Annotated in this window: 14 protein-coding genes and 1 pseudogene; 4 read left to right on the top strand and 11 right to left on the bottom strand. The window is 42.9% G+C overall.

The genetic code is table 11. The features are described from left to right. Window positions 1–13: 13 nt before the first annotated feature. On the bottom strand, window positions 14–1,333 hold the full coding sequence (locus F7734_RS33560) for an IS4 family transposase (RefSeq protein ID WP_155748861.1): 1,320 nt from the start codon (window positions 1,331–1,333) through the stop codon (window positions 14–16). A gap of 340 nt (window positions 1,334–1,673) precedes the next feature. Between F7734_RS33560 and F7734_RS33555 the strand changes: the two genes are divergently transcribed. The 3 genes from F7734_RS33555 (at window position 1,674) to F7734_RS33545 (ending at window position 3,335) form a co-directional block, all read left to right on the top strand. Beyond that, window positions 1,674–2,156 carry a hypothetical protein gene (locus tag F7734_RS33555; RefSeq protein WP_155748860.1) on the top strand — a complete coding sequence of 161 codons (483 nt, stop codon included), beginning with the start codon at window positions 1,674–1,676 and terminating at the stop codon, window positions 2,154–2,156. A gap of 167 nt (window positions 2,157–2,323) precedes the next feature. Beyond that, complete coding sequence (locus F7734_RS33550) at window positions 2,324–2,965, top strand: ParA family protein (protein ID WP_155748859.1); 642 nt, start codon at window positions 2,324–2,326, stop codon at window positions 2,963–2,965. Continuing rightward, window positions 2,958–3,335, top strand: coding sequence for a hypothetical protein (locus F7734_RS33545; RefSeq protein WP_155748858.1), 378 nt, complete (start codon window positions 2,958–2,960; stop codon window positions 3,333–3,335). The genes F7734_RS33550 and F7734_RS33545 overlap by 8 nt, the downstream gene beginning before the upstream one ends. A gap of 64 nt (window positions 3,336–3,399) precedes the next feature. Here the strand turns inward: F7734_RS33545 and F7734_RS33540 are convergent, their stop codons facing one another. From F7734_RS33540 to F7734_RS33505, 8 genes are all read right to left on the bottom strand, one after another. Further along, a complete protein-coding gene (locus tag F7734_RS33540) occupies window positions 3,400–3,726 on the bottom strand; it encodes a type II toxin-antitoxin system RelE/ParE family toxin (RefSeq protein ID WP_155748857.1) in 327 nt (108 codons plus the stop codon). Continuing rightward, the gene (locus F7734_RS33535) at window positions 3,710–3,997 is read right to left on the bottom strand and encodes a type II toxin-antitoxin system Phd/YefM family antitoxin (RefSeq protein WP_155748856.1); all 288 of its coding nucleotides are present in this window, start codon (window positions 3,995–3,997) and stop codon (window positions 3,710–3,712) included. Before F7734_RS33535 ends, F7734_RS33540 begins: the two co-directional genes overlap by 17 nt. Window positions 3,998–4,150: 153 nt before the next feature. Further along, window positions 4,151–4,474: a type II toxin-antitoxin system HicB family antitoxin gene (locus tag F7734_RS33530; protein ID WP_207714279.1), complete on the bottom strand. Its 324-nt coding sequence runs from the start codon at window positions 4,472–4,474 to the stop codon at window positions 4,151–4,153. Further along, window positions 4,461–4,730, bottom strand: coding sequence for a type II toxin-antitoxin system HicA family toxin (locus F7734_RS33525; RefSeq protein WP_155748855.1), 270 nt, complete (start codon window positions 4,728–4,730; stop codon window positions 4,461–4,463). The genes F7734_RS33530 and F7734_RS33525 overlap by 14 nt, the downstream gene beginning before the upstream one ends. A 521-nt stretch (window positions 4,731–5,251) precedes the next feature. Continuing rightward, window positions 5,252–5,641, bottom strand: coding sequence for a hypothetical protein (locus F7734_RS33520; protein ID WP_155748854.1), 390 nt, complete (start codon window positions 5,639–5,641; stop codon window positions 5,252–5,254). 19 nt (window positions 5,642–5,660) lie between these two features. Further along, window positions 5,661–6,083, bottom strand: a complete 423-nt coding sequence (locus tag F7734_RS33515; RefSeq protein ID WP_155748853.1) for a restriction endonuclease fold toxin-2 domain-containing protein — start codon at window positions 6,081–6,083, stop codon at window positions 5,661–5,663. 198 nt (window positions 6,084–6,281) lie between these two features. Further along, window positions 6,282–6,833, bottom strand: coding sequence for a DNA cytosine methyltransferase (locus F7734_RS33510; RefSeq protein WP_347566333.1), 552 nt, complete (start codon window positions 6,831–6,833; stop codon window positions 6,282–6,284). 392 nt (window positions 6,834–7,225) lie between these two features. After that, window positions 7,226–7,432, bottom strand: a complete 207-nt coding sequence (locus F7734_RS33505) for a hypothetical protein (protein WP_155748852.1) — start codon at window positions 7,430–7,432, stop codon at window positions 7,226–7,228. A 237-nt stretch (window positions 7,433–7,669) separates the two neighbouring features. Here F7734_RS33505 and F7734_RS33500 point away from each other — a divergent pair. Further along, a pseudogene (locus F7734_RS33500) lies at window positions 7,670–8,896 on the top strand (NAD(P)/FAD-dependent oxidoreductase); the annotation flags it as partial. Window positions 8,897–9,325: 429 nt separating this feature from the next. On the opposite strand, the gene F7734_RS33495 reads toward F7734_RS33500, so the two are convergent. Continuing rightward, window positions 9,326–10,813: an ATP-binding protein gene (locus F7734_RS33495; protein ID WP_155748851.1), complete on the bottom strand. Its 1,488-nt coding sequence runs from the start codon at window positions 10,811–10,813 to the stop codon at window positions 9,326–9,328. Beyond that, entirely contained in the window at window positions 10,813–13,632 is a 2,820-nt protein-coding gene (locus F7734_RS33490; RefSeq protein ID WP_243147227.1) for a TnsA endonuclease N-terminal domain-containing protein, read from the bottom strand. The genes F7734_RS33495 and F7734_RS33490 overlap by 1 nt, the downstream gene beginning before the upstream one ends. Window positions 13,633–13,728: the final 96 nt, after the last annotated feature.

The raw sequence follows: 13,728 nt of genomic DNA, 5'->3' as shown, positions 1-13,728 counted from the left end.
CATTTGTCACAAGTTAAGGCTGCAAGGCAGTTGTCAAGGGGCTTTTAGAAGAAGCTTGGAAGAAAAATTGGTCAGTGCCTCGCTGTTTTTCAGGAAAGGATGCAATGATTAACTTAATATTTGGTTTTCGTTGTCGTTTAACAATCCCCAAATCTTGATTTTCCGGGGAAGCAAAATATTTAACTGGGTCAGTAGCCTTACCTTTTTGATAAGCAACGTAAAAATGATAAAGACCGCGATAAATCATCTCTAAAGAAATTTGGTCAAAGGGTAACTCTAGCTCGTCAGCTACAGCATCGCCTAAATCAACTAACACAGCATAAAATAACCAAGTACCCCAAATTTGCAACTGAATACCGTTAAGAGAACCAGTCCATAAATAACTTAAACCTAAGAGACGTTTGACAGTATTAAAAGCATCTTCAATTCTCCATCTTCGTCGATATAAATCTGCCACGACGTAGGGAGGTAAAACAGTAGGGTCAAGTACGCTAGTTAAATAAGAATGCCAAGCTTTCTCTGAACGAACTTCAACCAGACGTAAGGTAATAAATGGAGTTGTTTTCGTGCCAGACCCCAAACGTATCAAACGGTCTTTGAGAGCATAACTATCCGTAAACACTTGCTCAACCTTAATTGATGCTCCCTTTTTCAAACGAGTAATAAAGTGAACTTCTTGTTCAATTAATTGTAGCCAAAAGCTAAAATGATAAAATCCTCTATCCAGTAACAGTAACGTCTTGGCTGTAACTAAATTTAAAATATTTGACTCAAGTTTAATATCAGAAGCTCTCGGATTTTCATTAAACCAAACCTCGATGGGTAATCTGGTCATTAAATCTATTACTGTTCCCATTTTTCCTGCTAGTTGCCCTTTGGGAACATTGTCTAGGCTTTTGAGCTTACAAAATAACGCTTCTAAAGTTGAACAGTCTACTATCCAAATCTTCTGAAACTTAGACAGGGTAAATTGAATACTTTCAGGAATTGGACGGCTATTTCTGGTATACCAAGCTGCTTTTAAATCTGGCAATAAATCCTTAAAAACTTTCTCGAATAATTGAGCAGGAAATGTTAAAAACCGTTGGGATATTGCTTGTTGACTAACAGTCTTGGGACTACACCACAAAAAACCTTCTCTAGCTAACATTCTTGTCAGTTCTGTGACTCCCGCTACGTCTCGCCACAGTAAAGTTAGCACCGCAGCTACCATAAACGGTAAGTTGAGAATTCTGTCTCTTAAACTCAATTGACGATAGTAATTTTCTTGTGCGGTGATGGCTGGAGTAAGTAACGCTTCTAGCTGCTGGGCAATTACCTCATCTTGCACCATTGGTCGTTGTGTCTTTTTTGCGTGATCTCGATTGGTCTTTCGGCTTTGGCTCATGGTTTTCTACAATCACTCAATTACTTGTCTTAACTGAGTTTCACATGATTTTTTAGATTGGCAAATATTGCCGGAAGAATTATCAATAATGATAATCAAATAAAGGGTTGGGGGAAGAGGCGAGAAACGCTCACCTCTTCCCCCAACGACACGATTATCATTTTTATTTAACTTTATTTCTACTCAAAGACGTATTGACAAATTTTACTTACTTTTAACTTGTGGCAAATGATTTCTGCCCATAGCTTTGTTACTGAAGGAAGTACCGAAGGAAGGTAAGCAGAGGATGTTAGATGAGTTTTGGGAAAAAGCCAAAGAAAAGTCAGTCCTGTTAGAAATGCCTGGTTCCAAAAAACTCGATCGCTTGCGTGGAATTAAGCCAGAGTCAAGTGCTTTTAGAATACTGGCTTTTTTGGCACAACAAATGGAAAAGCAGACCCCGGTCATTATTCGGGAGCACGATTATAATTACTCACCACGTCAATCGAGAAAACAGACAAGCGAACTTCCAGAATACGATGCTTTGGCGGTTCAAGATTATACCTTTGGTTACGAGACAGATGGTAGACGTGGCTTGCGTTCTGGAGTGCAAATTGAGGGAGGGATAAACCAAAATTCCCCTCTTAAGGTAGCAATACACAGGTTAAGTCAGCAACTCAGTAAGTTTAATGTAGGTCCTGCGAGTAAGTTATTTAACTATGAACCAGAACATGGAGGATACCGTCCTAACTTTGAACTGGGGATTGTTCTCTATGCAGTAAATACTTGAGACTTTACTGATAGTGTCTTTGATTTTCACCACTTGTAGCAAGTTGCGTGAAATTTTTCATGTATGGGCAAAAACGTTCCAGCCACAGCCTACAACAAGTGCATCTTTCACTGCATAATATCTGTAAGTGACAGATTAACAAACTCACGAACTTACAGACTTACAAACTGACGAGCGTGAAAATCCTGACCATAGCAAACGGAAAAGGTGGCGCTGGCAAGACCACAACCGCTGTCAACCTCGCCGCCATCCTCTCAAAAAAATTCAACACTCTGCTAGTAGATGCCGACCCGCAAAAATCTGCATCATGGTGGGGCGATCGCGGCGAAATGCCGTTTGAACTCTCCACCGAAACTGACCCCAAACTCCTAACCAAGCTGCGTCAAATTCAAGGATACGACCTGATAGTCGTAGACACCCCACCAGCTTTGCGGTCTGATGCTTTAAAAGCAGTCGTGCAAGCATCCGATTATTTGGTTCTACCCACTCAACCCGCGCCAATGGATTTAACAGCGCTGATTGAGACAGTGAGGTTAGCGATCGCACCCATTGGCGTCACCCATCGCGTACTCCTCACCAAAGTTGACCCCAGAAGCCTTAACGATGCGCTTGATGCTCAAAAATCCTTAATGGAATCAGGCATTCCAGTGTTCAACGCCTTTGTCCGCGCTTACAAAGCCCACGAACGCGCCCCCCTAGAAGGCGTACCCATTACCCAAGCCAAAGGCAAAAACGTCAAAGAAGCCGCATCCGATTATCACCGTGTTGCCGATGAACTCTTGCGCGAGTGGAGAGCAAATAATGACTAAGAAACGAAATCTTTCCGATTTGGTGAGAGAAGAAACTCAACGACAACCAGAAGAACCAACCCCACCACAAGCCGCCCCCCCATCACCAGTAGCATCAGTTCCGACTCAACCAGAACCAGAAACTCCAGAAAGCAATATCCCCAAGTATTTGCAACTGGTGCGTAAAGAAGCGCGACTTCGAGAAGACCAAATTGAGCAATTGACAACCTTAGCGAGGAAAATCAACCGACGCCGTAAAGGAGGAGAGAGGATAACAGAGAACACCCTCATCCGAATTGCTGTTGACCTATTGTTGAGCAAACAGCAGGAGTTAGCTGGTATCAATGAAGCCGAACTTTACCAAACGCTAGGTCTGGAAGTACCAGAGTAACAAACTTACAGAGTTACAAGCTAACAGAGTTACAGATACTTTCCAGATGACGTGAAAAGTCAGGTTATAGGGTCTCTTCTAAATCCTCACTTTCTAAAGGTTTCCGCGCTGTATGGCGAACGGCCAAGACATATACCGTTTCTTCTTCATCCTGAACCAGGAAAATGATGCGGTACTTTTTTTGGTAAATCAGGTGGCGAATCTCTTGGGGAAAGTTGTCTTGCTCTGGTATTCTAGCACAACGCCCTTGAGAATCCTTTAGCGAGTAAATCGCGGTCATCAAGCCATTAAACCATCTGTTAGCCGCAACAGGGTTTCTCTCCGCTAACCAACAATACGCTTCTTCTATCTGCTGGCTGGCCCGTTCAGTGACGTCAACCTCGAATGCCATGTTTTTGCCGCATTCTCGCTTCAAACTCTTCTAGAGCAACGGTCTTACCCTCTTCTACATCCTGTAAGCCCTGCGAGATCGCTTTAACCGTTTCCAGGTACTCAATACGGTCAAGAAGGGACTGATATGCTTGGGCGTCCTGCACCACCAGCTCTGCCTTCCCGTTAATGGTCAACACTACAGGTTCCTTTGTCTCTTTCATCTGCTCAAGAAACTTCGGCGTATTCCGTTTGAAGTTGGAAAGCGAATCGATGTCTCGGCTAATATCCATATCCTACTCTTGCACTAAATATGATGCAAATTTAATGCTAACTGATTTCGAGGGGATAAGCAAGCTCCTTTTCCTTTACCAAGCGTTAAGTCTGGAAGTACCAGAGTAACAAACTTACAGAGTCTCAAGCTAACAGAGTATGAGTTAACTCATTTAACTAACATATAGGGACAAGCTTTTTTCAACCAATGAGTTAAGGCTTTGCCCCTCTTTTTTTGCTTTAGCCACAATTTTTTTGTGTAACATCGGGTCAATCCTTACCATGAATTTACCTGAGAATGGTTTATCGGGCTCCTCACCGCGTTCTCTACAAAAATCTAAATAATCTTCCACTGAATCAGCAAAAGCTTGCTTTAGTTCGTCTACACTACGACCTTGAAAAGTAATCACGTCCCGAATATTAATGACTTCACCGTGAAAAATTTCTGCCTCATCATCAAATTCAACAATTGCCTCATATCCTTTATACTTCATCATTTTGAATCCCCGCTTCTGTTAAAAACCGCCGCATCGACTTAACAGCACCTTTGTCAGTTTCTTTTTCAGGGTGTGGTCTGTGAAACGTAGCTCTTACATCATTAAGAGCAAATCTGACTCTCGATCCTCTTCCCTCTGATACCTCTGCACTAAGAGCAATTAGGAGAGACTCGATATCACTCCATAAAATATCGGATCTGATGGGGTTTTGAAAAAGAGCATCAAGAGTTTTTTGGTGTTTACTGTTAAGTTCCATTCTTATAGTATCACTAGATGATACTATAATGAACTAAATTGGTTACATTTTGCACGCATCTTAAAGATTAAGGTAAGGAGGGGAGAGGATAACAGAGAACACCTATCACCGAATTGCTGTTGACTGGGGTGTTGGGCAAACAGCAGGAGTTAGCTGGTACCAATGAAGCCGAACTAACCCGTAGCACTAAGTCTGAAAGTAACAGAGTAACGAACTTACAGAGTTTAAAAAGCGAGAAGACTAAAAAAGTCGCCGTCTATTGGCGACTAGTCATGTAATAAACAAAATTAAGCATTTCTACTGCTAATTTTGTTTAGGCTTCTTAACAAACTCAACTGTTATTAGCCACAAAGACATCTCTTTTTTCTGGTACTGCTGGTACCATTTTGCAAGCACGAGCAGAATTCATCTCCATTTTGAAATTCCCGAAGCTTGTTGTAACGTGCTTGCCTAGTAAAGCTGTTGTGGACAAATGACCAATGACGAGGACTGACTAGTTCACTTTAATTGTGACGACTTACTTATAGCAATGGCTGGGGAGTACTAATAAATGAATTAATAATTTCTGACTTTGTTGTGTTTTGCTTTAGTTCAATATGGACATTATATCCTTGGTCATAAAACACTAACTTCTGATTTTGAGTCACGAGTGAACGCAGCCAAACTGCAAAAAATGCACAATCTTCTAAATAGCCATCTAGGCTTACACCTTGCCTGTCTCGGTGTAAAGCCACTTCAAGCATTTGCCCATCACCAGCTACTGAGATCGATCCTTCAAGGCAATAATAGTCATCTGGGTTAGTGATTTGCTTTAGTTGAATATTTGACCATTTTTTCAGAAGACAGTTAGCAAAATCTGACTGATTAATTTGCCAATCCGTTTCTTCTGGCGGGGTGATTAAGTATTCCATCGACTAACCTCTTTACCTATTAAAATCTGACCACAACATGACCTTGTATATTATATTTTTTGAGTAAATTCTCAAAAAATGGCACTGCTTCTTGAATATTAACAATTACTTGTAGTGACTCTACTGGCGTATTCGGGTCATTAATCACTGCTGCATAACGCCTAAATTCGTTTTCTACGTCATTAACTATTTTAGTACGGATAAAGGGCGGAATGTTAGACCCACTTACATAAGGGCTATTTGTAGGGTTATCAACAAATTTGGCTTCAAGTAATTCTCCGGTTTGAGTGTTTATCCCATCAGCCCATATTTGTTCTCCTCCGTCTTTAACTTGAATTTCTTCGGTGCCACAATATTTAATTTGAAATTGATAACGTTGACTGTAGGTGGGGGTTGATCTTTTGGGTAACGCTTTTATCCAATTTTCGATACTTTCACTCATTAATTGCCCACATCAGCTATGGTATATAAAGATTTTAGTACTAAAGTATTAATATTACAGTAAATAAAAAATTATTAAATTTTGATTCTTGGTGAGTCGATAGGCGGTCTTATCCTCTCTACTTTTTCCGCCGACTTCTTACCAGAAACGTTTCGGGTAATTTTCCCTTTCTGGGACTCTTGGCATGAGCAATTATAACTAAACAGCACCTATCATTCTCCTGCCAACTGTCTGAGGAGTGCAAATTTTGAAGTCATTAAGTTTAAAGCTTGCTGGCATCTCTGGACGGTCATGACTGGAAATACCGTGCCTCTCCCAATACTCAAGAGTCACCCACTTGTGCCAAATGAGTGCTTCAGAGGTATGGGTTGGTTCGGGAAAAGACCAATTAGCATTTAAATCGGAACGGAAACCCACTATAAAAACCCGTTCTCGCTTTTGGGGTACACCATAATCAGCCGCATTAAGCAACCTAAAAATCACCCGATAACCAAGGTCATCGCTGACACCACTGTTGTGATGGCGTTCCAGCCGAGCCAAATGGTCAACCCAAAACTCATCCGGTTTGGACTGTAGTTCGGGGTGGGCAAGCTGCAAAGTAATATACTCAAAATAATTGAGAAAATTTTGACGCAGCAACCCCCGCACATTCTCAATTAGGAAAGCTTTAGGACGTAACTCGCGCACCGCTTGAAAAAACCGGGGAAACATATCCCGCGAGTCTTGATGAGCACCATGTCTACCACCAATGGAAAACGGCTGACAAGGTGGACCACCAGCCAGTAAATCTATTTACCCATTAACAGTAGAAAAATCACGCATCTGCAACATCCATTTCATGGACGTGCCAATCCCTAACAACACACATCCTCCGGTGTTGATTTTCCCGGATGGTGTGACAGCTGTGCTTATCGCTTTGCTAACAACGCCATCCCTATCGCCCACCTTACACTCACCTTCTTAAAAAACTTTTTATGTTATAACAAACTACCGAACTCACAAACTTACAGAGTTCCAAATTAACAGAGCCAGCCGGATTTATCCGTAGAGTGTCCCCGCTTCCGGTATGGACTCTTGAACTCGTATCTTTATCTACCTGTTATGGAGCCTAAGTTCTGTGAGGAATGCGATCGCTCAGCTAGTTAGGGCGAATTGTCTACAAAGCTTCTTGATTCTTCATTTTGTTGGTTAATAGCTTGTCGTACTACCTCAATATCTAGTTCAAGTACCCGTGCTATTTGTTCTACGCTTAATCCTTCTTTTGACAGTTTTGGAACTGTTTCTAACTTTGTTTCCTCCCTAACTTCTTGATAAAATCTGGTTTGTCGCCATTCTGTTAATCCAAACATCGCTTCCAACTCCTTTAGTGCGGGGTGTTGACGTTTCTATCCGGAGAGACGAACCGCCAATGTGTAGCTGATAACAACTCATGCGAATCGCAACACCGAACTACACAATGCTAGTTATTGGCGATCTCCTGAGGTAAAATCCTTCGCACAACTATAACCGTCCTTCCTAATAACATATATAAATATATTTGTCAAGTTACATGAAAATGCATTTGTCCCGTTAAAATAAACACGATAGACAAGCTGTGCAAGTTTATGACCGTGTTTGAGGAAAGCAACGCCAAAATGAATATTGATGGCAAAGTTATCCGCATGAAAGATGCACCGAGAGTGCTGCAACAAACGGAAGGCGGTCTGTTGACTGACACTCGTTACAGCGAAAAAACTCGTCTGTTTGCGGCTTGGCTCAAAACCATCATCAATACCATCGCTCCTGGCAATCTTCGTTCTGATTTTGAGCGCGATTTGCAATCTCACTTGATGGATGAGTTGGAGCGCTTGGATTTAGATCCCTATTTCAGTGAAGATGGTGAAACTATCGATCTGCACTCCTTCCTGACTCAAAATCCTAGCTTCCGTGCAAAGTGTTCTCAAGGATTGGATATCTTCCTTGGCGACATCATGACCGAAACCAGTCACGACTTGTTGCAACTCAAAGGCGGAATGGATCAACTGATTCAGCGCTTGGCAACTTCCATCAAAGCGGACATCCAATGCAATGCTGAAGTGGTTGCTTTGCGTGTGGAAAAAGATTATATCCAGATCGCTTGGAAACAAAACGGTCAAATCCACATCAAGAAATGCGACTACGTATTATGCACCATTCCCTTCAGTGTACTTCGTAAAATGGAATTGAATGGTTTTGACGCTCGGAAATTAGACTCCATCCACAACACCGTTTACTGTCCCGGTACAAAGGTAGCATTTCATACCAAGGAAGCTTTCTGGGCAAAAGAGGGTATCAAGGGCGGTGCTTCCTTCAGTGGTGAAGGCGTGCGTCAAACCTACTACCCAAGTGTGAAGTTCAATCCAGAGCGTGGAAGCGTCATGTTGGCAAGCTATACTATCGGTGATGATGCCGATCGCATGGGCAAAATGTCCGAACTTGAGCGTTTTGACTACGTACAAAATACTGTGAGCAAACTTCACCCAGAACTGAATGTACCAGGTGCGATCGTAGACAAAGCATCCATTGCTTGGGGTGAGTATAAGTGGAGTGCTGGCGGATGCACCATTCATTGGGATGACAGCGAATCCAATTACTTGGCAGCGCAAAGACCCCAAAACACCCTATTCTTTGCGGGAGAACATTGCTCTAGATTCCCCGCTTGGTTGCAAGGTTCCATTGAGTCAGCACTGGAAGCTGTCTGCGATATCGTGAAGCACAAGCAAGTTACCAAGTCCACTGCTGTTACCGCAGCTAATACCATTTCTCGCACCAACCGTCAGTTGGTAACAGTTTAGCAGTGACCAGTGAACAGTGACCAGTGACCAGTAATCAGTGACCAAAGCCCAAAGCCCAAAGCCCAAAGCCCAATGACCAAGATGGAGGTAAATATTAAGAAAATTTAACAGTTTGTCTATGTTTTAAACCCTTTGGTTCTTACCCGCCACGTGCGGGTTTTTTGATGAGTGGGCATAAGACTGTAGGAAATATAGCGGTTCTCACTGTGATTTGAATCATAATTTGACCAAACGGACACGATATGCTTCAAAATCACTTAGGACAAGATATGCTTCATAACTTGAAAAATGAGTTTTAAATAAAAATGATAATCGGATAGGGGTGGAGAGAGGGTTGAGCGACGCTCAACCCTCTCTTATAAAAAAGAAAAAGGGAGAGCAAGCCAAGGGCATCCTCTCCCCCTCGCCTATGATTATCATTCTTGAGAATTAAAGACTCGTACTTTTTCCGACCGCATCTCGTTGAGGTTTGCGTTGTCCAACACGCGTACCCGACTTTTTCTTGATGTTTGGGGAAGCTTGCTCTTGTGCTGTGGGCTGTACAGCAGGGGCTGCAGCACCGTTCGTCAGCTCCGTTGCAATTGGGTCAGGAATCTCTTGTTCTTGCGGCTTGAGGGTAATTTCCGACTCCTGTTTTGATGCTGTTTTCTTGCTCTTGCTGCGAGTCTGCTTTTTCTTTGGGGCGGGTTCTATCGGTGGAACGTGGAGTGTTGCGTCTGTATTTAGAGGCGGTGCGGCTGCATTGGTTTTTTTGCGGGTACGCTTTGCTGGCGGTGGCGGTGGCTTTTGGGGTGAGTCAGCTCCAGTTTCAACGGGCGAGGTTTCATTGGGGGCTGCACTGGTGGGTATATCTTTTGAAGGATCTCCGATTTGTAGTAAATGCCACAAGTGTTCCCGTCGGCTTTCCATGTAACTGAGTTTTTGCTCCCCTTCGGTAGCGTCTAGAGCCATGCGCTCACATTGGGCTAAAGTTAGGGTGTGTTCGTGCAATCTTTGTAAAGTTAGTGCGTTACTTCCATCATCTAAAGCTGCTGCTACGGCTCGAATCAGCCAATCTTTAAGTACTCCAACACAACCAATGGAATGTTCGTAGAAATAAAGCCAACGCTGCATTAAGTCAGGAATATCGGTTTCCATTGGTACTTGTTTGAGGAGCGCCAGTAGTGTAGCTTGAAAATCCAGACGGTCTGTTTCGTTTTGGTACAAGTAGCGCTTAAAGTGGAGATCCAAACCGCGTCGGGATGCCTGTCCGCTTAAATTTCGGAAATTAAGAAGTTCGTAAGTACCAATCAGAATGTGCAGCACGCCTGTAACATTCGTCATGGATTTAATCCAATCCAGCTGGTCTAAAAGTTTGCCAGCGCTACTGCCAGTACCAATCTTCATCAAATGTTGCGCTTCATCGAGAATCACTGCACGCACGCCACGTTTGACCATAGCTTCTTCCAATGCATGACGCAGTTCTGGGGAATCATTAAATTGCGCTGTTTTGCTGCTGCGTCCGCGTCCTTTCTTCTCCCATGTCTCGGTCGCTTCAATGTCTACGAGCATTCGACGCTCGTAGAATGGCTCGCCCAAAAACTTCAACGCCGTGCGGTAGTAGTCAGTTCGATTAAATACTCCACCATCTGGTGGTCGGGTTTCCATAACTAATAGAGGCAATTGAGGTATGTGACGGTTTATGCCTAAATCGTTGGATGCTGTATAGACAATCTCGTTTTCATTTAACCGCTTGGCAACCTGCCGTATCATGGTCGTTTTTCCAACACCAGAAGGACCATAGACCAGTACGTGAGCGAATCCCGCAGGTTCTCTAATCGCACGCAATAGATGTGCGTCAACTCTTGCCAACTGTGGATGTAAGACAGCATACTCCTTAAATTGTGTTAGCAGTCTTTGCTTGTCAATCTCGGGCATTAGCGGTATTCCTCTAATATTGGTATTTGTGTTACATCCAACACTTGTGTATTTAACTCAGACTTAGAAGCAAATGTTACCTCTTGGGCATTTGTCATCAAAAATTCTGTCGGATACAGTTGGTTGGATTGCGGTACAACTTCTATTGAGTTGGAATTTTCAACCAAAACTTTACTTTCCAAATCGCGCAATCTTTGCACAAGTATTGCTTCATGTTCTTGAGCCGACGCAATAAAGTCGGCTAAACGTTTGGCATTCAAATTCGTAGAAACTGCGTTGCGTTTGGAATTTTGTCTGATTTCTTGTGCGGCTAAAAGTATTTCTTTTTCTGTACGTCCGTTAAAAATACCGTAATATTGCGAGATGCATTTCACCCAGCGTCCCTCAACATAAGCATAGGCTATCCCCATATCAAAAGGGTCGTAGCGCACTGGTACGTCAGTTTTTTCTACGGTTGGGTTGCGGAAAGCATCGCTCCAATAGTAAAGATAATTAACTTTAATCCCTTGTCCTGGCTGAATGCGTGCCTTACCTTTGGTTGTACCCGGACGCGTTGTCATCAGGAAATCCTCGTCATAGGTAACTATAAGATGCTCGCGTTCTCCAGCGATTGATAATCCTTCGTTATAAACAACACACGGGGATGCGCCTAACCCCGAATGGCGGTGGTCGTCGTAAATTTCGTAAGCCCACTTGCACAGGTAAGTATATAAATCTCCCAAATTCCAAACAGCTAACTGTTTTGGGTCAACAGTTTTGGTCAGTTGCCTCGGCTGCTTGCTAGCTTGAGTGTTACCCAGTAAGTTGTAGATAAACTCAGTATTGGTTGTACCAAATAATCGTTCAATTACTGAGCCAAAACGGGGTTTGCCACCAGGACGTACCTTTTTAGTGCAGTGATAGCGGGCAAGTAGAGCGTCAAAATATATACTATTGAATTCTTTGGCTCCATCGACCACTAGTGTTGAGGGAAAACGACCAAAGCGCTGGACTAAAATACGCAGACCCATCATGCAACTTCGGTAAGATGGAGGGTCAAATGTCAAATATATTGCAAGTATCCGACGACAATATGCGTCGGTTAATAGGGTGAGCCAGGGCTTGCCGAGCAATCTTCCTGTAGCGATTGAGCGTAATTCGATATCAAGCTCCGTATGGTCTATATGTACTATTTCAAACGGACGTACACCGTGAGGATGCGTGTTTTTTTCTAGGAACCATACAAAAGGCTCTATTGCATATGCGGCTTTTGCACCTTTACGCTTTAAAGTTTGTTCGTGGATTGGGCGTTTTTTTAGACGTTGATAAAAAGTACGACTGCTGAGAGGTTGTATGCTCAAGTTACTACAAGCTCGGGCATATGCGCGATATACTGAGGCTGCTGTCGCTTGTCTTGGTGTCTCAAAATGCTCTTTAATAAATTTATCTAATAATTCACTTGAGGGAGTTGGTGCTTTTGGTTGGCGATTCCCTTGTTTGGTTTTACGCGGTAGCAGACCAACATAGCCACAACCATAGGTCGCTTCTGCATCACGAAACTGCTGCGCCCATCGACGCAAGGTACGAGGGTTGGTGTCAGAATAAATATCAGTATGTCCTTGAAAATATGCTTGTACTATATTAAATTTTCGATTTGCTTCCTTTAAGTCAGCAACAGAAGCGGTATCCATTAAAGCACGTACAGCTTCATTTGTTGTGCGCTGTGCTTGGTCGTGAACTTTTATCGTGCCACTGTCAAATAACTGGAGAAAAAATGGTGTTGGTAACTGTATTGGAAAGCCAGACTCTGGTATTAACGTCGTTGTTTTCTCACCTTTATTAGCTAGAGTCCACAACTGTGAATCCCACATCAAAAGCGTATTCGGCAAGAGTTTTGCCGGATGTATGCTGCCTACTAAAGTAGTGTCCGATACAGTCGTAATGTGCGTATAAGCATCATGGGTTTGTTGGTCGGGCCACAATTGCGTCCGCCAATGCTCAATGATGTGTACTGACGATAAATTTACGTATATCTCCTGGGTTGCCATCATTATATATACATCATTGGCACATACTTCTACCAACTCTCCTAGCAATGCTGCAATTGTGATTCCAGGGTTTTCTTGTACTAAGGAACGAATTGGTTCTGAGTAAAAAGTTATCAAAGAGGATTTGTTTCCATAGTAATCCTCCAAAAAAATCAGGTTTTGGGTGAATACGGGATTTAACTCGGCATCAGTGCGGACACAATATTTTAGACCAAATTGTGATGCGTAAGCCTCTCCTGGGGGACAGCGCCAACAACCAGACTGTGTTTTTTGATAGCGTCCGGGGTATTTTTGTCCTAACTTCTCTAATTCCGACGCTGTTTTCCACTCCTCCCAAATTGCGCCATCTGAACGCAATACAAAAAAATCTGGAGTATGAAAGTGCCCTATGTTACGCCCTGAGGAGTTTTTATACTGGATTTTGAAGGGTGGTGGTTGGTCGTAGAACTCTAAAACTTTGGGGTCGTGTTCCATGTGGTAAATTGCCCACAATTCCACTGTTCTGCTCTCGAATTGAATTGTCACACCCATCTTTCTGCTGGGGTACACGCCACTGACATTTTTGTTTCCGGATTGTACTCTACGCGACGGTGGGGACGACCGAATGGTGGCAATCAAATCAATTGTTTGTGCCGAATAATGTTGTTGGCACAACCAATACTCAAACTCATCTGAATTCATCGCTTCTTCACTCTTGAGTACCTTTAAACGTTGGTCAACAAGCGAGTTTTCAACCCACGCTTGTTGACTAAAAAACAGTAATAAAGCGTTTTTTGAACCATAACTTGTCAATTTTGAAGCATATTGCGTCCTAAAGTTGACGAAAAACGAGGTTTTTACGCTGGTACTTTTCTTGGGCTGGGTTTTTCAACTCTAGGACACAGTATG

Source organism: Scytonema sp. UIC 10036, assembly GCF_009725235.1.
This window is presented reverse-complemented; position numbering and strand designations above follow the sequence as displayed.